The sequence below is a fragment of the bacterium genome (assembly GCA_019912885.1).
GTDB lineage: Bacteria > Lernaellota > Lernaellaia > JACKCT01 > JACKCT01 > JAIOHV01.
The window spans coordinates 1-20,731 of sequence record JAIOHV010000186.1 but is presented as its reverse complement, the minus strand read 5'-3'; the positions used below and the strand labels follow the sequence as shown (position 1 = coordinate 20,731).

Sequence of the window (20,731 nt, the reverse complement as noted above, 5' to 3'; positions counted from 1 at the left end):
ATTTCAAATTTCGACGAAGAATTCCATCGCGATATTTTCGTAAACATCGACCGAGGCGAAAACGTCGCGAACGGGCACCGTTTCGTCCGGCCGATGGGAAACGCTTGATATGCCGGGACCGATCTTCACCGCCGGCGTATCGCCAAGAAACGCCCAGTCGCTGGCGGCCGCGCCCGCGACCGTGCCGCGCCCGGACAGGCGCTGCGCGATTGAAAACAGGCGATGCTCCCGGGGCGTCGCCACGGGCGGCCAGTCGATGCCGACCTGCTCGACGCGGCAATGCCGGCACGCGTCCGTCACCAGCGCCTTCACCTCCTCGTGCGCGTACGCGGGGATCGTGCGGATATCGAGCATGGCGCTCGCCTCCGGCGGCGTGACGTTGTCCGCGACGCCGGCCGTCAGGCGCACGGGTGTCACCTTCACCGTGCCAAGGTCCGGGTCCGTTCGGCCGAAGGGAATCGCACATACGCGCACGAGATCCTCGGCGAGCAAAAACGCGCTGGAGGGCTTTTGCGAATGCGCGGCGTGCGCCTGTTCGGACTCGGCCGTCAGCCGCAGAACGAGAAGGCCGCGCTGCGCCACGCCCACCATCATGTCGGTCGGCTCGCCGATGACCGCGCCGTCAAACGGGCCAAGGTTTTTGAGGGCATACGACGCGCAGGGCACGTCGCCCTCCTCGTTCGCGGACAGGAACATGACGATGCGCCCGGGCAGATCCGGCCGCGCGGCCAGGCGCGCGAGCGCCGCGCACATGGCGGACGCGCTGCCCTTGGCGTCGGTCGCGCCTCGCCCGCGAAGGAGGCCGTCGGCCTGATCGCCGGAAAACGGATCGAAGGTCCACCCCTGCCCCGGCGGCACCGTGTCCAGGTGCGACAAAAACAGCAGCGTCGGTCCGCCGCGCCCCACGCGCGCGACAAGCCCGTCCTTCGTGTTGATCGATTCCACGCCGCGCTCGGCAAGCCAGCGCTGGACGAGAATCTGAATCTGCGCCGTGTCGCCCGTGACGCTCTTCTGGCGCACGAGGCGCGCGAGTAGATCAACCGCGTCGGCGGGTGCGGGATTCGCGCCCATCATCCGCCCTCCTGATACGCGGCCTTTTCGCGCTCGCCGACGATCATCGTGCCGCAACCTTCCGCGGTGAACAGCTCGGTCAGCAGGCTGTCGTGCGCGAGTCCGTTGATGATGTGCGTGCGCGCGACGCCGTTTGTCGCCGCGCGAACGCACGCCTCGACCTTCGGTCCCATGCCGCCCTTGATGACGCCGTCGGCGCGCAGCGCGTCGATGTCCGCGGGGTCGGCGAACGGAACGAGCGAAGCGATATCCGGCGGTTCGCGCAACAAACCCGGCACTTCCGTGAGGAAGATGAGCTTGGTCGCCTTGACGGCGATCGCGAGCTCCGCCGCGAGCACGTCGGCGTTGATGTTCAACACGTTGCCGGCGTCGTCGGCCGCGAGGCTCGCGAGCACGGGAACGAAATCCGCCTGGCCAAGGATGTGCAGCAGGCGCGCATCGATCTGCCCGGCGTTGACGTCGCCCACGAAGCCGAAGTCGACCTCGCGCTCGGAACCCTCGTCGTCGATGACGCGGATCGGCGCGCGCCGCGTGGTACGCACGAGATTGCCGTCGAGGCCCGACACGCCGACCGCGGGCACATGGTGCGCGCGCAACGCCGAGAGCATCTCGATGTTGAGCAGCCCGCCGTAGATCATCTTCGTCACCTCGAGCGTTTCGGCGTCGGTGACGCGGCGGCCGGCGATGATCTGCGCGCGGATGCCCAGGCGCTCCTGCAACTTCGTGGCCTGCGGCCCGCCGCCGTGGACGATGATCGGGCGCACGGAAAGGTGCTCGAGTAGCGCGATCTGCGCCGCGAAATCGGAAAGCGCCTCGCGATGGGAAAGGATACCGCCGCCGAGTTTGACGACGAAGGTCGCGCCGCGATAGGCGCGGATGTACGGCATGGCCGTGCGCAGCGATTCGACGATCGGAAGCGCGCTCATATCGGAAACACCCCGGGATGATCGAGCCCGGCGCCTTCCGGCAGCTCGAGCGCGATATTCATGCATTGAACGGCCTGACCGGAGCCGCCCTTCATCAAATTATCGATGACGCACGCGACAAGAACCTCGTCTTCGTTTTGCGTCACGTGGATGAACGCCCGATTTGTCGCGGACGCAAGGCCGACGTGAGGCGGCTCGCCGATCACGCGCACGAATGGTTCGTCGCGATAGTATTCGGAATACAGCGTGGCCACGTCCGTGTCCGCCAGGCGCGCGTCGGCGACGTGCGCGGACGCGTGGATGCCGCGAACGATCGGCGCGGAATGCGCGATCATGCGCGGCCGGATCACGCGGCCGGACGCCTCGCCCAACACGCGGGCGATTTCGGCCTCGTGCCGGTGCGCGAGCGGCTGATAGACAAACAGGTTCGAGGCGCGGAACGGGTGATGCGTCGTCGCCTTGGGTTCGCGGCCCGACCCGCTCGATCCGGTGATCGCAAAAACGGCCGGGCGCTCAGGACAAAGACCGCGCGCGGCAAGCGGAAGCAACGTCAGGATCGACGCGGTCGCCATGCAGCCCGGCGCGGCGATGCGTCCGGCGCCCGGGAGCTGTTCACGATTTTTCTCCGGCAGGCCGTACACGAACGACTCGGCGAGATGAAACGACGGATGTTCGCCATACGACTTCGCATACGCGTCGCGATCGACCAGGCGAAAGTCCGCCGCCAGATCGACGACAAGCCGCGGATTCGCCGCGAGAAGCCCGGGCATGAGCGAGGCGCTTTCGCCGTGTCCGAGTGCGAGGAACGTAACGTCGGCCTTCGCGGCGGTGGAAACGTCAAACGGCGCGAACGTGAGATCGCGATCGTGCGAAAACGCCGGATGCATATCGGAGACAAGCGCGCCGGCGCTCGTGCGGCTCATCGGCGTGACGCGCGTGACCTGAGGGTGCGTCGCGAGGATGCGCAATAGCTCGCCGCCGATGTAGCCCGCGGCGCCAAGCACCGCGGCATGAAGGCCGCCGCCGGTCACGCCACGCCCCGCTTTTCTTCCACCGATTCGAGCACGGTGTCGGCCAGAACGGCGGCGTCCTGCCGCGCGTTGACGGCGGGAACGCCAAGCGACGCGGTGATGTAGTCGCGGCCGACGCCGCTGTCGGTGACGGGTCCGGACATGACGGTGATCGGAAGCCGGAAGCGGTCGCGGAACAACTCGCGCGCGCCCCAGGCCGCGACCTGATCCGGCGCGCAGACGACAAACGCCGCGCCCGCGCCGGCGAGCTCCTTGTCGGAGAGAATGTCGGCGACGCCGTATTCGCCGAGGATGCCGTCGCCGAGTTCCGCGACGATGACATCCGGCGCGAAGCCCGCGATGTGATTCAGCACGCCCTTGGCGACGTCGACGGCGACGTGGTCGTGCGTCGTGGCGACACCCGCGTCGTTGAACGTGAAGGCGCAGATCGCGCCGGCGTCTTCCATGCCGAGGGCGTCGCGGCGCAGCGAGACACCGGTGAGCTTGCACGCGCCGACCTTGACGCCCTTTTTCGTCAGGTGACGGACGATCTGGATGGCGACGACCGTTTTGCCGGAGTTCATCGCCGTGCCGGCGACGTACACGACCGGCGGCGTATTGGCGCCAAGCGCCGGCGCGGCGGGGATGGCGCCCTCGCCGATGTGGGCGGGCCGGCCGACGCGGTCGCCCGCGTGCGGCACGCGCAGCACCGCGCCGATGACCTCGGCGTCAAACGGCGGGCCAAGCTCCGGCACGCGCGCGGTGCAGCGCCCGACGATTCCGCCCATGTTGAGAATTTGCAGCGTGTCGCCGGCGTTGATGGACGGGGGAACGTCTCCCGCGTAGCCCTTCAGCGCGCGGCGCCGTCCGAGAACGCCCGCGACCACGTCGCCCGCGCGCAGCACGATCTGCCGGCCGGAGACGTCCTCGACAACATTGTATTCAACCTTGTCGGTCAAGACGCGGACGGCGACGATGTACCCCTCGCGCGCGATGACGTCCGGGCTGACGAGCACCTCGCGCGGCAATTTCGCGTTGCGGGTGGCGCTGGAAATGCGGTCGAGTTTGAGGCGGATGGTGGTCAACGGCGGGAAAAGCCTCCGCGGAAAAAAATTTGTATTCGGCTGCGACGCGGCGAATGATTATTCAGTTTATGCAGCCCAAGGGCGCGCATATTTGCCGCATAAGAACGCGAATGTCAAGGGGATTTTGACGCTGAGCGTCAAATGCGGTTTAAGCAGGACGGCCGTCGGGGCCGCAAACGGATGCCGCCCCGCGCGAAACGGGGCGGCGGAGTACGCGGTTGATACAGCTCTGGCATCGCCGCGCTTTAGCAGCCGCACGCTCGGATCTCCTCCGAATCGTCGATGGCTTCCGCGTCCTCGTCTTCGGCCGGCATCGGGTCATCGTCGAGCGCGTCGTCGTCGTCCAGGCCGGTTGCCGGAAGCGTCGTGGTAGTCGTCGTGGTCGTAGTCGTCGTGGTGGTTGGCGTTCCTGTGTTCGAATAAAAAACGAGCACGTAGTTCGCCCGGGTTTGCGCTTTCGTGAGCCGCGAACGGCGCGCGCCAACCGCCAAATCGGAATAACCGTCACCGTTGAAATCGCCTGCGCTCACAGAGTCGCCGAAGGTGAGAAGTGCGCCGTCAAGGACCTCGTGCTTCGTATTGACCCAAGCCGCTTTCTCAGTCAGCCCGTGCGACGAACCACGATAAACTTCGACCGTGTCGTTGCCGAAACCGAAGATCAGATCGCCATACGAATCGCCGTCGATGTCCGCGTAAGCAACATGTCCCCTGCGGGAATACCACTGCGGATTGCTCAGATTCAAGCCGTCGGCCGATCCGAAAAAGAGCGCCTCCCCTACTTCGTAAACATCGTCGTACCCGTCGCCATTGATGTCGCCGACGCGCGTCGGTTCGCTATATCCGTCAAAAATAAAGTCCGGCTCTTCCGACAAACCGAATCTTGTTCCCAGAAAAAAGTGCGTTTCGTTTACAAGCGGCTTCCCCGAGGAACATCCAATCGCCGCGTCTCCGAAGTCGTCCCCGTTGACGTCGCCGATAAACCCAAGCGTCAGATAGGAACAACTTGGTGTCTCCGCGACCCAAGCCGCGGGGCGGTGCCACCCCGACGGCGAACCCCAAAACCCCTGTATGTTCAAGTCGAGACCGCTCCAATTTTGAAAAAGTCGCGACGTGGCGAGATCAAAATATCCGTCCCCATTGACATCCACGCCGCCTGCAACTCTCTCGGCAAATATCGACAATACGGAGGCCGGGTAACCGACAAGGACGATCGGGGTACTCGTTAATCCGTCCGCCCCGCCATAATGAATGAGAATTCGCCCCAAATTTCGTGATGGTGGTGCCACTTCATAGTCCGGATCGGCCAATGCCAAGTCATCGTATCCATCGCCGTTGATGTCTCCGGCGTTGAACGGATTGCTTGCGAACGTCGTTGTTCCTCGCCCGACGAGACGCGTTCTTGGCTCAGGCTCGAGACCCTGCAATCCGCCGTGGAAAACGAAAACGCTGCCCACATAATTCGAGTAACTCTCGAATTCGAAATCGAAGGTCGGATATGCAACGACAATATCGTCGAAGCCGTCCGCATCGACATCGAGCCCGGATAGGACAATTGGTGGTGAAAGCGATTCGTTCCAGGTCGCGACGTCAGTAGCCAGGTCGTCGGGATAAATCCAGCCGGGTTCTAATGCGAGCGGAAATTCATTGTCCGCGAATGATGCCGTCGTTGAAATCGCCACGAAACAAAAAATCGCCGCGAACAGTTCCAACGTCGAACCGACGAGTCCACCGAATCTCGCGAGCATCGACGCCACCCTCCATTCATCGAGAACTCACCGATTATACATATGTCACAATACATTTCCTGTCGACGCCGCACCATCCGTACCCGCTCCCTAGCGGTCGCGGTTCCATAGTGCGCGCGAATGGCCACGGGTTTTCGATGAGTCGTTTCAGGACGCGAACAGAGAAGCCGCTTGCTGACCCGACGGCTTCGCTCGGGGCAGGCGTGCACGGCTCCGTTCGTCGTAGCGCCCTTGCTCAAGCGCGCGGCTTTGTTTGTCGTTCCGAAGCGGGCGAGCCGCCCGCGGTCCCGGAACGGCTCGGGCGGCCCGGCCAGAGAGCGAGCGCGGATCAGCGCCCCAGGATGATGACGTTCTTGCGGGACTCGTCCTGGGGTTCCTCGGGGCCCTTGGTTTCGTCCTTGTCCTCGCCGCGCAGCTTGTTGAGCGCGAGGTGGATGATGTCGCGGGCGGCCTCGAAGTCGGCGTCCTCGCGGCTTCTGTGGCCGGAGAAATAGATGTCCATCTCGCGCACGAGGATGAGCGGGTTGATGCGCCCGACGGAGTTTTTCACGGAGCGGTTGACGAGGTCCACGACCGCCTCGCGCTCGGCCTCGCGGTTCATCGCGGTGAGGCACATGTCGAGGAAGTTGTCGCCGCGATAGGGGAACTGCTCGCGGAACAGCTCGTCGTCGCCGGCGCCCTTGAGCGCCGCGAGATGCTCGGAATACGAGATCAGGTGCAGGCGCAGGGCGTGTAAAGGGCTGCCGGTATGCAGGTCGAGCCGCGCCTGTTCGTCGTGCAGGCGCGCGGTGAATTTGTTGCGGCGCACGTACGCGATGTCCTCGCCGTACCCCTCGAGGAAGTTGTGCATGTCCTCGTACAGGCGCGTGGCCTTTCGCGTCTTGCCCTGCTTCATGAAGATATCGCCGAGCACGAAAAACGCCGGCACGATCCACTCGATCGTATCCTTCGGGAGCACGCGGCACAGGCGGGCGATCTTCACGATGGACGGCGTGACCTGCTCGATGCTGACGGCCTTGTTGACCTTCTTGCTTTGCAGGTAGGCGCGGTAGTTCCAGCCGTTGCGGCGCATGGCCTCAAACAGCATGTGTTCCGCGGCCTTCAGCCTGCCTTTTTCGACGAGGCGCTCGGCGTTGCGGACCGCCGTTTCCATCTTGTCCTCGCCCATCCGCGCGAACTGGATGAGAAGGTAGACGAGAATTCCGCAGACGAACGCGCCGTAGAAGATCATGAACGGCAACAGCATGGGCAACCCCCGTGTTTGACGCGTCTTTCAGAATAGCGAAATTGAAGACGACAGGCTACCGCAAGCCATCAGCCATCAGCGGTCAGCGGTCAGCGGTCAGCGGTCAGCGGTCTGCGGTCAGCAGCCGCATGCCCCGTCGTCGTCATCGTCATCGTCGTCACCGCCCGATACATCGTCGTTGGCCGCATCGTCATCGGTGTCATCGTCGCCCGCCGCGGAATCGTCGTCGATAGCGTCGTCATCGCTCGCGTCGTCGTCGTCATCCGCCGCATCGTCGTCGAAATCGTCGTCGGCCGCGTCGTCGTCTCCCGATGTGTCATCGTCATCGTCGTCATCGGTGAAATCGTCGTCGCCGAACGGGCCGCCGCCCGGGAGAATGCCGTAATACACGCCCATCCAGTACGCGAGCAGGTAGTCCATGCCCGGGCCGACGAAGGTATCGTCCGCGCCGTGATCGCAGCCGGCCTCCCAGGGTGTCGATTGCCAATACATGTCGGTCCAGTGGCGATCGTCCAGCTCGCGCGCGACGGCCGATTGCGGGTTGATGTCGACTATGTCCTCGAGCCACGGATATTGCGCGAGAAATCCGTCCGCCCAGACAGAAAAGGTGTCGAGCGGCTGGTCCGAACACGTCCTGGCGCGCTTGTACGCGGGCGACTCGTCGTATCGGCCCAACGTGTTCAGGAAATCCGCCTCGATCCAGTCGTATTCGTCCGAATCGCAATTGCCCAGCCGCAGGCATCCGGCGACGTGCACCGCGTCGAAAAACGGGTTGTGCGTCTCCTTCACGTACGGCCGGTTCGCCGACTGCCAGATATCCCAAAGATCCTCGAGACGCTCGCGGTCGGGCCAGTAGCGAAACATCGAGAGGAAATTCACGTGGCGAAGGTTGTTGCCGAAATACTCCATGTATTTGTTCAGGCCCGCGAACGTGTCGATCCAAAGCGCGCGCTTCCAGAGCTCGTACTGCGTGTCGAGCAATTGCCAATAATAATCGTCGCCGGTGACGTGCGCGGCCATCGCGATCCACGCCAGGCGCCCCGAAGGCCCAAGCCAGGCCGCGCCGTTTCCGGTCCACTCGCCGTTCTGGTCGGTGATGTTCCAGAGGTTCGTTTCGAGCATCTCGATGATGTCGCGGAAATCCTGTTCGATGGCGGCAAGCAAAAGCGGGTCATCGAGCGCGTCGTGCGCGGTGGACATGCCCATGAGCCAGCCGGTGTATTGATCGCGGCTGGTGTGATCGACCCAGTAGTCGCCGGCGAACTCGCCCATGCCGTGCACCTTCCAGCCGTTGCCGTCGTCGTAGCCGCAGTTGTACGGAGGCTCGTCCGGCCCGGCCCAGCGCGCGACGTAGCCGAGCGTCTCGGTGATTTGCATCGCGTAGTGGAGATACCAGGCCATCTCCTCCGCGGCGGCCTTGGCGACGGGATCGCCGGTCACCATGTATTGAAACGCCTGCGCGGCGAGGTATTCGCCGCTCCAGATCGTGCTGTCGCCCTGGTGATGGACGCACTCGATCTCGGTGTAGGTGTCGTCCGTGAAACGCAGTCCGCCGGTCAGCGCGCCGCGCGCGGTGGTGTGCCAGGTGTCGGCGAACGCCTGGAACGCGGCCGCCTTGGCGTGAAGCGCGGGATCGAACTGCGCTTGCGCGGGAGCGGCGACGGCGAGGGCAACGACAAGCGCGAGCGAGGCCAAGGTGAACACACAGGATGCGCGGGGCATGAGAGATCCTCCGAAAAACGGAGCCAGAGTTTAGCATAAAGTCGAATTGCGGAATGCGGCCGGAATGCGGATTTGATTCGCAGGAATCGCCATTCAACACGAAGGCACAATCCTCAATCCTCAATCCTCGATCCTCGATTGCACGCCGTCGATCTCCTCGGGACGGTCGAGCCACAGATCGAACAGGTCGTCGCGGCGGTCGGCGAAGCGCTCGCGGATGGAAAGGACCTCGTCGAGCCTGTCGAGGAGCGCGTCGACAAGCACGGGATCGAAATGGCGGCCGCGTTCGCGGCGGATGTAATCGAGCGTGTCTCCCGTCGAATAGGCGGACTTGTACGGCCTCTCCGTGGTGAGCGCGTCGAAGACATCGGCCACCGTGGTGATGCGCCCGGCAAGTGGAATGTCCTCGCCGGCCAGACCGTCGGGATACCCGCCGCCGTCCCAGCGCTCGTGATGCGAACGCGCGATCACCTCCGCGAACCGGATGAGCCGGGAATCGGACTTCTCGAGAATCTTCGCGCCGATGATCGTGTGACGGCGCATGACTTCCTCTTCGTCGGGCGTCAGGCGCGTCGGCTTGAGCAGGATGCGATCGGGGAGGCCGACCTTGCCGATGTCGTGCAGCGGCGCGGAATAGAGCATCGCCTCGACAGTCTGTTCGTCATGGCCCGCGGCGCGGGCGAGCGTGCTCGCGTAATGCGCGACGCGGACGACGTGCGCGAAGGTTTCGCCGTCCTTGAATTCGGCGGCGCGCGACAGGCGCAGAATCGTGTCGAGCGACGCGCCCTTGATGAGCCGAAGCGCGCGGTTGAGCTCCTCGGTGCGCTCGGCGACCTCGGTCTCCAGCCGTTTCTGATACGCGCGCAGATGATCGTAGTAGGCCTTCACCTCCATCAGCGACGCGACGCGCGCGCGCAGCTCGATCTGATCGACGGGCTTGGAGAGAAAATCGTTGGCGCCAAGGCGCAGCGCCTCGACGCGGTCCTTCTTCTCGTTGAGCGCCGTAACGACGACGATGGGAATGTTGCGCGTGGCGTCGTCGGCTTTCAGGATCTCGAGAACCTGAAAGCCGTTCATGCCGGGCATCATGACGTCGAGCAGGATGACGTCGGGCTCGCGTTCGCGGATGAGATCGAGCGCTTGCCTGCCGCTTGCCGCCGCCATCACCTCGTATCCGAGCGGCTCCAGCATGCCGTCGAGGATCGAACGGTTGGACTCCTCGTCGTCAACGACGAGAACGCGCTTTTTTCGATCGTTCATGTCCACAGCCTTGTGCGTTTGACGTGGCCGGTCACGACCTTGGCGAAGGTGTTGGCGTCGATCGGTTTGGCGATATAACCCTTGCAGCCGGCGTCGAGGGCCTTTTGCTCGTCGCCGCGCATCGCGTGCGAGGTCAGCGCGACGACGGGGATGGCGGCTGTTTCGGCATCGTCGGCGAGCGCGCGCGTGGCGGTCAGGCCGTCCATTCCGGGGAGCTGCACGTCCATCAGGATGAGATCCGGTTTTTCCTCGCGGGCGATGCGCATGCCGATCTCCGCGGAGCGCGCCTGCAGCACGTCGTACCCCGCCAGCTCTAGCAGGTCCGCGGCGAGCATCATGTTCATCGCGTTGTCCTCGACGATCAGGATGCGCTCACCGGCCACCGATCACCTCCGGCGCCGGCGCGGGGGGAGCCGCCGCGGGTTCCGACGCGGCGCGGATCCGTTCGAGCTCGCGCAGCAGATCGTCCGATTTCGGCTTTCGCGTGATGCGCTTGACGTGCCGGGACAGTCGCTTGCGATCCTCGGCGGTCAACTCCTTCGCGGTGTACACGACGATGGGGATGCGGCGCCCCAACGGGTCGTCCTTGATGCGATCGACGACCTCGAAGCCGTCGACGTCCGGCATCATCAGATCGAGCACGAGAATGTCCGGGTGGCTGTCGCGCACGGCCTTCACGCCCTGCTCGCCGCCGGCGGCAAGCAGCACGTCGAAACCGTCGCGGCCGATGATCTCGGAGAGATACTCGCGCGTGTCGGCTTCGTCATCGATGATGAGCACGGTCGGATGCGGGATGCCGTTGGCGCGCCGCACCAGGCGCAGCGTCTCGAGCAGGCGGCCGGCGTCGACAGGCTTGATGAACCATTCGATGGCGCCGAGCGTGAACGCAAGCTGCTGCTTCTCGGTGACAGTGACCATGACGACGGGGATATCCTTCGTCGCCGCGTCGAGCTTGAGCTCCGCGAGCACGCTCATGCCGTTTTTTTTCGGCAGCAGGACGTCGAGCGTGATGGCGAAGGGCTTGATCGCGCGGGCGCGCCGGATCGCCTCGATGCCGTCACGGGCGTATTCGACGTCGTAGCCGCCGCCGCGCAGGTATTCGGTCAGAAGCTCCGCCGCCGTGGATTCGTCCTCCACGACAAGCACGACGGGGCGCTCGTGATGCTCCAGGACGGGATGCGGAAACGGCGTCTCGGGGAGAGCCTCGATGGCGGGCGCCTGGGACTCGCGCCAGGGGATCGTGAACCAGAAGGTCGATCCCGTCCCCTCCCCCTGGCTTTCCACGCCGATCCGCCCGCCGTGAAGCTCAACGAGGTTGCGGCAAAGCGTCAGACCGAGCCCGGTGCCTTGCACCTGGCGCGCGTACGACGAATCGACCTGCTCGAACGCCAGGAAGATGCGCTCCTGATCCTCGGGCAAGATGCCGATGCCGGTGTCCTTCACATGGATGCGAAGCTCGCCGTCGCTTCGCGTGGCCGATAGCGTGATGCTGCCTCCGCCGGGCGTGAATTTCGCCGCGTTGGAGAGAAGATTGTAAACGATTTGCTTCAGCTTGCGCTCGTCGGCGAGGAACCGCTTGCCCGCCACGTCCGGATCGAGATCCACCTTGACCGCGACGCCGCGGTTGTGCGCCTTTTCGCGGATCATGATGAGGCTGCCCTCGAGCAGCTCGCCGATATTCACGTCCGAGGGCTCAAGCTCCATCTTGCCGGACTCAACCTTGGCCAGGTCGAGAATGTCGTTGATGAGGTTCAAAAGGTGCAGCCCGCTCGTATGCACGCTCTGCACGTAGCGATCCTGCTTTTCCGTCAGCGGCCCGAAGTCCTTGTTCATCAGGATCTGCGAGAAACCGATGATCGCGTTCAGCGGCGTGCGAAGCTCGTGGCTCATGTTCGCCAGAAACTCGCTTTTGGCCGTGTTCGCGAGCTCGGCGGTTTCCTTGGCGCGCATGATCTCCCGTTCCATCTCGCGGCGCGCGGTGATGTCGCGGCCGATGGCGTTGGCCAGCCCGATTTTCCCGTGATCGTCGAAGTCGATGTTGATCGTCCAGAGCAGCTCGCGGAACCGGCCGTCCGCGGTCGCCTGGCGGTTCTCGATCGTCGCTCCGGACGTGCGGCTCGCGACGCAATTCCGGAGCGCGTCGCGCAGCGCGTCGCGATCGTCGGGGTGCGTGAGGTCGAACAGGTTGAGCCCGACGCATTCGCGCGGCGAGCGGCCGTATACCTTCCAGCTTGCGTGATTGGTGAACTCGATCATGCCGACGCGGTTAAACTGGACGACGAGATCGTCCGTGCCCTCGATGAAGTGGCGATAGCGCGCGACGCTGTCCGCGCGTTCGTCCTCGGCGATTTTTTGCCCGGTGATGTTGCGATAGACGGTCGCGACCATGCGCTCCTCAAGCGGGACGAAATCGAGGCGAAACCAGCCGAAGGGGTGCGTCGCGTCGCCATAAGGAAATTCGTTGATGACGGAATGCTCGCCGTCGATCGCGGCGCGCAGCCAGCGCGCGGGCACGTTGATCTCTTCCGGCTGCTCCAGAAGCGGCGGAAACAGCTCGCCCACGGACTTTCCGTATTGGGCGCGGAAATCGTATTTCGATTCGGTGCAGGCGGTGTCGTTCGCCCACACCAGCACGATATCCTCGGGTTTGTTGGTGGGGGCGTGATAAATCGTGACGCCAAACGGAAGGAATTCCGCAAGCCTGCGAAATTGTTCGAGCGTGGGAGTTTCCGGCGATTTGGATCGTGCGTTTGCCACCGGTTTCATTCTAACGACGCGCACAAGCTCCAACGCAATCATGCAACGCGATTGGGGGGTTGCTTACAGTTGGCGAAAAAAAAGGGCGCCCGATGTTGGCGCGCCAACTTCCCGGCTTGCCGACGATTCACCGCCCCGGCGCCATCCGCCGCTCCCGATCCTCGATCATCACTCCCCGCCGAGCCCGTATTCCTGAATCTTGTAGAGCAAGGTTCGATGCGAGATTTCGAGCATCTTCGCGGCGTTCGTCTTGTTGCCGCGCGTGCGCTCGAGCGCCATGCGGATCAGGCGCGCCTCGAGTTCGCGGCTGTTCGACTTGATCGACAACTCGCCCCGGTCCACCGGCAGGCCGTCACCGCCGGGGCCAGGCGCACCGAGGCGTTCGCGGACGCGGTCGGGCAAATGCGTCGCGTCGATGGGCGCCCCCTGCGCCAGCACGATCGCGCGTTCGAGCACGTTCTCCAGCTCGCGCACGTTGCCCGGCCAGGGATATTCGACAAGGAGCGCCATCGCCTTTTCGCGGACGCTTTTGGCGCGGATGCCGAGGCGCTTTCCGTGCGTGACCAGAAAATGCTCGACGAGCAGCGGGATATCGCCGGATCGCTCGCGCAAAGGCGGAAGCGCGATGGGGAATACGGACAATCGATAGAAGAGATCCTCGCGGAAATGCCCGTCGCGCATGCGCGCGTCGAGGTTCTGCTTGGTTGCGGCGACGATCCGGACGTCAACCTTGCGCGGGTTGGACGCGCCGACCGCGCGCACCTCCTCCTCCTGCAACGCGCGCAGGAGCTTGACCTGAAGATGCGTCGGCATTTCGCCGATTTCGTCCAGGAACAGCGTGCCGCCGTCGGCCTCGGCGAACAGCCCCGCGCGTTCGAAACGCGCATCGGTGAACGCGCCGCGCACGTGGCCGAACAGCTCGCTTTCGAGCAGCGCGTCGGGAATTGCGCCGCAGTTAATCGCGACAAACGGCTTGTCGGCGCGATCGGAGCTTGCGTGGATCGACCGGGCGACAAGTTCCTTGCCCGTCCCCGACTCGCCGACGATGAGCACGGTCGTCTTGTAGGGCGCGATGCGGCGCACCTGATCGAACACGGCCTGCATTTTTTCGTCGCGGCCGACAAGCTCGTCGAAGCGGAACTGCCGGGCTTTTTCCTCGCGCAGCTCCCGGTTTTCTCGCACCAGCTCCTCGTGCGAGAGCGCCTTTTCGATCGTGGCGAGGAACGCGTTCGGCTTGAACGGCTTGCTGACAAACGTGAAAGCACCGCGCCGCATCGCCTCGACGGCGGCGTCGATGCTGCCGTAAGCGCTCATCATGATGATGGGGCTCGCGACGCCCGCGGCGATCGCGCGCTCGACAAACGTCAGGCCGTCGATGCCCGGCATGCGCAAGTCACAAAGGATGACGTCGAACGGGCCTTTTTCCTCGATCGCCGACAGTCCTTCCTCGCCGCTTTGCGCATCGGTGACGTCGTACCCGTGGCGGTCGAGGATGACGCCGACGCTGTGGCGCATGCTTTCCTCGTCGTCGATGACGAGAATATGCGGGCGGGCGTCGGTCATTCAGCCTCTCCCGTTCCGTTCCCGTTCCCGAAAAACGCGATGGACCAAATGGACATCATGGACATGATGGACCCGTTGACGGCCGCGCGTGCCACTACGACGCCATTCCGCATTCCGCCCTCCAAATTTCCGTTGCGCCCTTGGTGCCTTTGTATTGACCTGCGATTTCCGCGGCACAAATTCCGCACTCCGAATTGGGCATTCCGCATTCCCTATGCTCCCTCCACCTGCGCCAGAAGCTCGTCGCGGCGACGCTCCTTTTCGGATTCCGGCGCGGGAATATAGATCGAAACCACCGTCCCGCCAGAACGGCCGTCGCGCGCGCGTTTACTTTCGAAACGCAGCACGCCGCCCGCGCCCTCGACGATACGCTGGCAGATCGGCAGTCCCAGGCCCGTGCCTTTGCCGGGCGTCTTGGTCGTGTAGAACGGCTCGAATACGCGCTGCACCGCTTCGGGCGAAAGACCGGGCCCGGAGTCGCGCACATGGATCGCCAACACGTGCATGCCGGGTTCGAACGCCGGGCGCGACGAGAACGCGATGCCGCGACGCGCGAGGTCCGTGTACGCGACGCGCTCGGGCTCGGTGGGCATCGATGTCGCGCCCTCGAGCCTCGATTCCAGCATCGCCGTTTCGGAGTAAGCGAACGCCTCCACGGTCAGGTCGATCGTGCCGTCGCCCCCGGCCGCGTCGCGCGCGTTCGTGAGCGCATTGACGACAACCTGCTTCAGCTCGCCCGGATCGATCAGAAGCGGCGGCAACTCGTCCGGCGCGCGAACGTGCGTCTCCATGCCGTCAAGCTGCCGCTGGTCTCGCAGCATGTTCACGCACTCCTCCAGATATTCCGGTACGTTCACGGGGGCGACACGGCCGGCTCGCGGGCGGGAAAAATCGAGCAGCTCGCGCATGATGCGATCGATGCGCTCGACCTCCCGTTGCATGCGCGCCGCGATCTCGCGCGATTCGGCGTCGTCGGCGGATTCCAGGATGCCAAGATAGTTGTAAATCGCGCCAAGCGGGTTGCCCACTTCGTGCGCGACACCCGCCGCGACGCGGCCAAGGTATGCCAGGCGGTCCTGCCGGATGATTTCTTCCCGCGCTTTTTCGAGCTTTTCTTCCGCGGTGCGCAGGTGATCGCTCTTGCGCGAAAGCGCGGCGCGCCCGTCGCGCAACGTGCGCTGAAGGTTATCGAGCGCGGCGGCGAGCCGCCCGATCTCGTCACGCGAGCGGACGGGGACGCGGTGATCCAGATCGCCTTCGGTCATCATGGTGGTGACGCGCTCGAGCTCGTCGAGCGGGCGCACGATGAGCCGGACGAGAAACGTCAGACCCGCAAGCGACGTCGCGGCGACGGTGAAGACGAGGTACCAGGCAAGCAAACGGCGCGTCGCGGCGAGCGACTGGGCGGCATCGTCCATCGCCAGGCGAAAGCGGATCGCGCCGACGACCTGGCTTCCCAGAAAAAGCGGGCCGGTGACTTCGAGCGCGTCGTCCGGCTGGATTCCCCGCGCCCCGGCGGCTTCGTACCGCTTCACCAGGCGCAGCGTGGAAAGCGCGTCCTCGATTTCCGTGTCCATGTAGCGTTTGCCGACCTGTTCGAATCGGCGATGGGCGAGGATCTGCCCATCTTTGGCGACGATGAAGAGATTGGGAACCTGAAGGTTGTTTCCGAACGCGTCGATGATCTCTTGCAGCCGCGCCTGATCCGAGTGGCCCATGACAAGGACGTAGCGCCCCTCCCACTCGAGCTGGATGACGCTTTGCAGCGCGGATAAAATGACGGCCCCCGCGTGCACCTTCATCTGGATGAAGTTGCGTTCGGCGAGCCTGAGCCAGACCGTGCCGAGCGCGACGAGCAGGAACGCGGAGATCGCGATCATGAATGCGATGATCCGCACACGCAGGCCGACGCGCGATACGCGCATGCGCCAGCCTTCGCGTCGCGGCGGATTCGCCGCGTCGGCGGGCGCGGCCGCCGGGCGGTGCGCCCCGCGGCGCTTTGTGGCGTTCCCCGCGGGCAAGGACCGTTTATCGGGCGGACGATCGTGCATGGCGAACCATTATATCAGGGCACCGCTTTTTCGCTGGAATCCCCGCGCGCCGCGCCGGGAGCGCGCAGCGACCTTCGGGCCGCGTCTCGCTCGCCCGCGGCGATGTCGCTCATCGGCGCGCAAGACTCGTTATCGACGACATTTTCGTCGAGGATTTTCCGGGCGGAAGCGGGGTCGTGGCCTCGATATCGCGCGACCACCGCGTCCGTGAAATCGCGAATGCAGCCAAGGCGCGGTTCCGGGGGCGCGCGATCGAGCCACGCGCGAATCTCCGACAGATCCTCTCCGGCCTCGACAAGCGATCGGATCGCCGGCGGGAGATAAACCGCGATGGGCGCGGAGTCGACGTTCAGCGCGTAATCGACGAAATCCGGACCGAACCGCCCGAGAATCCACGGCCGCCCATTCGCCCACGATGTCACCTGGGCCAGCCAACGCTCGGAAGAGCCCGAAAATATCCGCGCGTAAGCCCGGCGCTCGTCGATCGGAAACGCGGCCACCTCGCGCACGCGCGCGGCAAACTCGTCGAGAAGCGGATCATCGGCGCCAAGCCGATTGTCGCCAAATGCCTTGTCGATCGCCTCGGCGACCTCGGCGACGTGAGCCTGCGCGCGGCCGATTGCGATATGCGCGGCGATCGACTCGTAGGCCATGCTCGTACGGCGATCCGCGGGAATCAGGTCGATCGCGGCTTGCGCGACGTCCGTGTGGCCTCCCGCGAGCGCGGCGATCGATACGTTGGCGACCGACTGCGTGAACAGCCCCGTGTCGCGCGCCGACTCACTCACCGCGCGCAAACGCGCCAGCGCCTCGTCCGGAAGGCCGAGCCGGATAAACGCCGGCGCGATGGAGGGTAGTAACGCCCGCCGCTGCGGGTCGTCGTCCGGCAGGCGCTGGTCGAGATAGATCAGAAGGCGATCGCTCATCGCCGGTCCGGCGTTCTGCCAGACCTCGAGAAGACGCGAGATCGGCACCGCCGCGGGCGAGGTGGACAAGCCCTTGGCGTAGCCCAACGCATACCCGAACGCCGACCAGGCGATCACCGCGGCAAGCGCCAGAAGAGCGCGGCGCGCCGGACGCGCGTTTTCGCCGGATGACGTCATAAAGAACCTCCCGCCGCGGGGACGGCGATTTTAACCGGAGTCAACAGGCGTCGATCGACAAGCAGATCGGCGAGCGCGGCCGCGAGACAATCGTGCCCGGCGATCGTCAGGTGCACATGGTCGATAAAAAGCGGCTCGCGATTCGGCGCGCACGCGCTCATTACCTCGCTCGCATCAAGAAACGGTAAGCCGTATTTGTGCGCGAATGACGCCATCAACGAGCCGTAAGGTTCGATCGAGCGGCCTTGCGTCGCCTCGGCGACGATCACGAGCCGCGCCCCATGCTCGCGGCAGGTCGCGAGAATTTCTCCCAGAATCACGGCGACTTCCGCCGGAGGAATCGCCCGGGCGCGCATCGGCGACAACCCCTTTACGGCGGGCAATGCCGTATCGCGGGCTCCGACGATCGCCGCGCGCATGGTCCGGTAAAGCGCGAGCCGCGACAGGCGCGCGCGCCATCGGTCGAACGCGGTCGTGCCCGGCGCGGGCGCCGCGACGGCGTCCCCCGGGTTTCCGGGCACGTATTCCTCCACGGCGCGCACGTCGCGCGGATCGGTGCCGATTTCCTGCGCCAATTCGAAGAGCTGCCGGTCGGTGTAGGCGCCGAACGAATAGTGGGCGTCGTTGTGCCCGGCGTAGAGAATCACGATGTCCGGCGAATAGCGCACCAGCTCATGACGCAAATTCAGCATCATGCGGAAGGTCGTTGTGCCCGGAACACCGGCATTGAGCACCCGCGCCTTTCGTTTCCGGTCGCGCGCGCGCAGGATCGTTTCGAGCCGCCCCGGCCAGACGTTTTTGTCCTCATCGATCTCGAACCCTTCGGTCGACGACGAACCGAGCGCGACGATGCGGACTTCGCCGGGCGGCTTTTTGTACGGCGGTTTTTTTCCGCGAATCCGGCCCATCTCCACGAACCAGGTTTCGTGCATTCCGTCGAGGAACCACGGTGGAAGGACCTTGCCGAGATATTTCCCCTGGCCGGCGACCACGCCCGGTACGACGCGAAACTCCGCGGTCTCCTTTTCGTCGCGAGTCGCGAGAGTGATCTCGACGGCGACGAGCGAAACCGCGATCACGCCGAGGATCACGGCATTCGGCGCGCGGAAAGCCTCGACCCGCCGGATCGTGAGAACGTGCATGGCGCCCGCCGCCGCCAGGAAGGCCGCGGCGGTCACCGCGCCCGGTGCGTCCTCGCGCCCGGCCAGAACAAGCTCCAGGAGCAATCGCGCGATAATCATCAGGACCGCGAAGACGGTTTCGACGGCCAGCGCAAGGCGCCACCGGAAACCCAACGACGCAAAGACAAGCGCGGCAAAGGCGAGCCACACGAACATCGGCGCTTCGGGAATGTCCGATTCGCGAAATACCTGCGAACCGACGAGATTCACGAAAACGGCCGCGGCGACCCATGCAATCCGGGCCGTGCGTGATCGTTCCGGAGAGGGAAACGGGCTCGCGATGGGCACGGCTTCGACGAATTTTCGCGTCGCGACAAGCAGGACCGTCATCGCCGCCGCAAGCTCAAAAGCTCCCGGTTGCGGAAAAAATACGGCGGCGAGCATCAACGGAGCGCAAAGCACGCCGATCCCGCGTGTGCGCGCGCCGCGCAAGCCGTCGAGAACAACGTGCGTCACTCCGAGCGCAGCCAGGATGGCCGCCGCGCCCGCCACGCGGGCTTTGGCGACATCGCGAGCGAAAATGGCGCCGGCGACGTCGAGTTCGAGCGGGGACAGCGAATGGCGCACGGCCGAAACACCCGCTTCAAACAGAAGCACAAACCCGGCCGCGGCGAGCGGATAGGCGCCCGCGCGCAACAAATTTTCGACTGTCGCCGCGCGCGTTCGCCGCAGGCGCCGCCGGATGGAACGAATCGCGGCGCCAAGGCGCGAAAGGGTAAAGAGCGACACCGTCATGGGCGCCTCATCCTAAAGGATCGGCCGCGCGGGGCAATGTGCAAGAAGGCCCGCCTTAACGTGTCGGGACCGGCGAGGCGCGACTCGCCGCGCTTATGCGCGCGGCGGCTGAGTTCGGTAAACCGCGCGCGACGAGAAAGTCCGCGACCGCGCGCGCGAGGCAAACGTTGCCCGCGTGCGTCAAATGGACCTCGTCCTGAAAAAGTTCGCCGGCGTCCGGCGCGCACGCCCCCATTGCGTCGGCCGCGCGGAAAAACGGAACGCCGTGGCGTTCGGCGAATGCCTCCATGAGCGTTGGATACGGTTCTATCGAAAGGTTGTGCGTCGCTTCGGCGACGATCACGAAATCCGCCGCATGTTTTTGGCAAGCCTTGAGCATTTGCAGAAGGATCGGGAATACCTCGTCTGGCGGCACCGCGCGCACCTGCATGGAATCGCGATTCTCCGTGGAAACCGCCAGTTCGCGCACATCGACGACCGCGGAGCGCATGGCGCGATAGAGCGCAAGCCGGGACAATCGGGCGCGTAGTCGCGTCGCGGCATCGACCGGTCGCCGCCCGGTGTTTTCCATCGAGATTCGCGGATCGATCTGCACGAGCATGCGCGGCTCGACGCCGACCTCCTGCGCCAGTTCGAACAGGTCACGGTCCGTATAAGGGCCGAACGCGATCGTCGCATCGTTATTGCCCGCGTAAAGAACGACGAGGTCGGGCGCAAAACGCACAAGCTCGTGCTTGAGATTGAGCATCATGCGAAACGTGGTGGATCCGGCGGCGCCCGCATTCAGGACATCGATGGCGCGCGTGGCGTAAGCCTTGCGCAGATGAGCCTCCAGGAGCGCGGGCCAGACACGGCGATAATCGTCGATCCCCCACCCTTCGGTCGAGGATGAGCCGAGCGCGATGACGCGCACGGTCCCGCCGGGCTTTTCGTAGGGCGGCGGTCCCGGACGGATGCGGCCAAGTTCGACGTACCAGGGGGTGGCCATCCCATCGAGAAAACCCGCGGGAATCACCTTGCCGAGGTAGCGCGTGCCGGGCAGGAAAGACACGCCGCCCTCCCGCATCGGCTCGGCGCTGCCCCCCGGGGCGACATGCGCCCACTCGACGCCGGCCAGGCTGATAACAATCATCGCGCCGATGGCGAGATTCGGCGCCCGGAACGCGTCATGGCGGCGAATCGCCATCACGTGAGCCATGCCGGCAAGCGCGAGAAACGTCGCCGGAGCGGTCGCCTCGGGCAATTCGGCGGCGCGCGGCATCAGGGCGTAAACGAT

15 protein-coding genes are annotated in these 20,731 nt (G+C 64.8%); all 15 read right to left on the bottom strand.

Annotation, left to right across the window (positions count from 1 at the left end; all coding sequences use genetic code 11):
• Window positions 1–3 precede the first annotated feature (3 nt).
• On the bottom strand, window positions 4–1,074 hold the full coding sequence (locus K8I61_16290) for a M20/M25/M40 family metallo-hydrolase (GenBank protein ID MBZ0273598.1): 1,071 nt from the start codon (window positions 1,072–1,074) through the stop codon (window positions 4–6).
• A complete protein-coding gene (argB, locus tag K8I61_16285) occupies window positions 1,071–1,997 on the bottom strand; it encodes an acetylglutamate kinase (protein MBZ0273597.1) in 927 nt (308 codons plus the stop codon). Before argB ends, K8I61_16290 begins: the two co-directional genes overlap by 4 nt.
• Entirely contained in the window at window positions 1,994–3,028 is a 1,035-nt protein-coding gene (gene argC, locus K8I61_16280) for an N-acetyl-gamma-glutamyl-phosphate reductase (GenBank protein MBZ0273596.1), read from the bottom strand. The genes argB and argC overlap by 4 nt, the downstream gene beginning before the upstream one ends.
• Window positions 3,025–4,092 carry a hypothetical protein gene (locus K8I61_16275; GenBank protein ID MBZ0273595.1) on the bottom strand — a complete coding sequence of 356 codons (1,068 nt, stop codon included), beginning with the start codon at window positions 4,090–4,092 and terminating at the stop codon, window positions 3,025–3,027. Before K8I61_16275 ends, argC begins: the two co-directional genes overlap by 4 nt.
• A gap of 245 nt (window positions 4,093–4,337) precedes the next feature.
• A complete protein-coding gene (locus tag K8I61_16270) occupies window positions 4,338–5,837 on the bottom strand; it encodes an FG-GAP repeat protein (GenBank protein ID MBZ0273594.1) in 1,500 nt (499 codons plus the stop codon).
• A gap of 328 nt (window positions 5,838–6,165) precedes the next feature.
• Window positions 6,166–7,083 carry a hypothetical protein gene (locus K8I61_16265; GenBank protein MBZ0273593.1) on the bottom strand — a complete coding sequence of 306 codons (918 nt, stop codon included), beginning with the start codon at window positions 7,081–7,083 and terminating at the stop codon, window positions 6,166–6,168.
• A gap of 117 nt (window positions 7,084–7,200) precedes the next feature.
• Window positions 7,201–8,805 carry a hypothetical protein gene (locus K8I61_16260; protein MBZ0273592.1) on the bottom strand — a complete coding sequence of 535 codons (1,605 nt, stop codon included), beginning with the start codon at window positions 8,803–8,805 and terminating at the stop codon, window positions 7,201–7,203.
• Between the two features lie 120 nt (window positions 8,806–8,925).
• Complete coding sequence (locus tag K8I61_16255; GenBank protein MBZ0273591.1) at window positions 8,926–10,065, bottom strand: response regulator; 1,140 nt, start codon at window positions 10,063–10,065, stop codon at window positions 8,926–8,928.
• Window positions 10,062–10,409 (bottom strand): response regulator, encoded by a 348-nt coding sequence (locus tag K8I61_16250; GenBank protein ID MBZ0273590.1) that lies wholly within the window; start codon window positions 10,407–10,409, stop codon window positions 10,062–10,064. The genes K8I61_16255 and K8I61_16250 overlap by 4 nt, the downstream gene beginning before the upstream one ends.
• Window positions 10,410–10,437: 28 nt before the next feature.
• Entirely contained in the window at window positions 10,438–12,822 is a 2,385-nt protein-coding gene (locus tag K8I61_16245; GenBank protein MBZ0273589.1) for a response regulator, read from the bottom strand.
• A gap of 168 nt (window positions 12,823–12,990) precedes the next feature.
• The gene (locus tag K8I61_16240; protein MBZ0273588.1) at window positions 12,991–14,385 is read right to left on the bottom strand and encodes a sigma-54 dependent transcriptional regulator; all 1,395 of its coding nucleotides are present in this window, start codon (window positions 14,383–14,385) and stop codon (window positions 12,991–12,993) included.
• Window positions 14,386–14,597: 212 nt separating this feature from the next.
• Complete coding sequence (locus K8I61_16235; protein MBZ0273587.1) at window positions 14,598–16,310, bottom strand: HAMP domain-containing protein; 1,713 nt, start codon at window positions 16,308–16,310, stop codon at window positions 14,598–14,600.
• Between the two features lie 140 nt (window positions 16,311–16,450).
• Window positions 16,451–17,539: a hypothetical protein gene (locus tag K8I61_16230; protein ID MBZ0273586.1), complete on the bottom strand. Its 1,089-nt coding sequence runs from the start codon at window positions 17,537–17,539 to the stop codon at window positions 16,451–16,453.
• Entirely contained in the window at window positions 17,536–19,455 is a 1,920-nt protein-coding gene (locus K8I61_16225) for an SGNH/GDSL hydrolase family protein (GenBank protein MBZ0273585.1), read from the bottom strand. Before K8I61_16225 ends, K8I61_16230 begins: the two co-directional genes overlap by 4 nt.
• A 55-nt stretch (window positions 19,456–19,510) precedes the next feature.
• The coding region (locus tag K8I61_16220) for an SGNH/GDSL hydrolase family protein (protein MBZ0273584.1) at window positions 19,511–20,731 on the bottom strand (1,221 nt) is incomplete at its 5' end.

Bases quoted from the DNA above. Each gene is read 5' to 3' on its own strand.
- K8I61_16290 (MBZ0273598.1), bottom strand. From the start codon at position 1,074: ATGATGGGCGCGAATCCCGCACCCGCCGACGCGGTTGATCTACTCGCG.
- argB (MBZ0273597.1), bottom strand. From the start codon at position 1,997: ATGAGCGCGCTTCCGATCGTCGAATCGCTGCGCACGGCCATGCCGTAC.
- K8I61_16270 (MBZ0273594.1), bottom strand. From the start codon at position 5,837: ATGCTCGCGAGATTCGGTGGACTCGTCGGTTCGACGTTGGAACTGTTC.
- K8I61_16265 (MBZ0273593.1), bottom strand. From the start codon at position 7,083: ATGCTGTTGCCGTTCATGATCTTCTACGGCGCGTTCGTCTGCGGAATT.
- K8I61_16260 (MBZ0273592.1), bottom strand. From the start codon at position 8,805: ATGCCCCGCGCATCCTGTGTGTTCACCTTGGCCTCGCTCGCGCTTGTC.
- K8I61_16255 (MBZ0273591.1), bottom strand. From the start codon at position 10,065: ATGAACGATCGAAAAAAGCGCGTTCTCGTCGTTGACGACGAGGAGTCC.
- K8I61_16250 (MBZ0273590.1), bottom strand. From the start codon at position 10,409: ATGAACATGATGCTCGCCGCGGACCTGCTAGAGCTGGCGGGGTACGAC.
- K8I61_16240 (MBZ0273588.1), bottom strand. From the start codon at position 14,385: ATGACCGACGCCCGCCCGCATATTCTCGTCATCGACGACGAGGAAAGC.
- K8I61_16235 (MBZ0273587.1), bottom strand. From the start codon at position 16,310: ATGCGCGTATCGCGCGTCGGCCTGCGTGTGCGGATCATCGCATTCATG.
- K8I61_16230 (MBZ0273586.1), bottom strand. From the start codon at position 17,539: ATGACGTCATCCGGCGAAAACGCGCGTCCGGCGCGCCGCGCTCTTCTG.
- K8I61_16225 (MBZ0273585.1), bottom strand. From the start codon at position 19,455: ATGACGGTGTCGCTCTTTACCCTTTCGCGCCTTGGCGCCGCGATTCGT.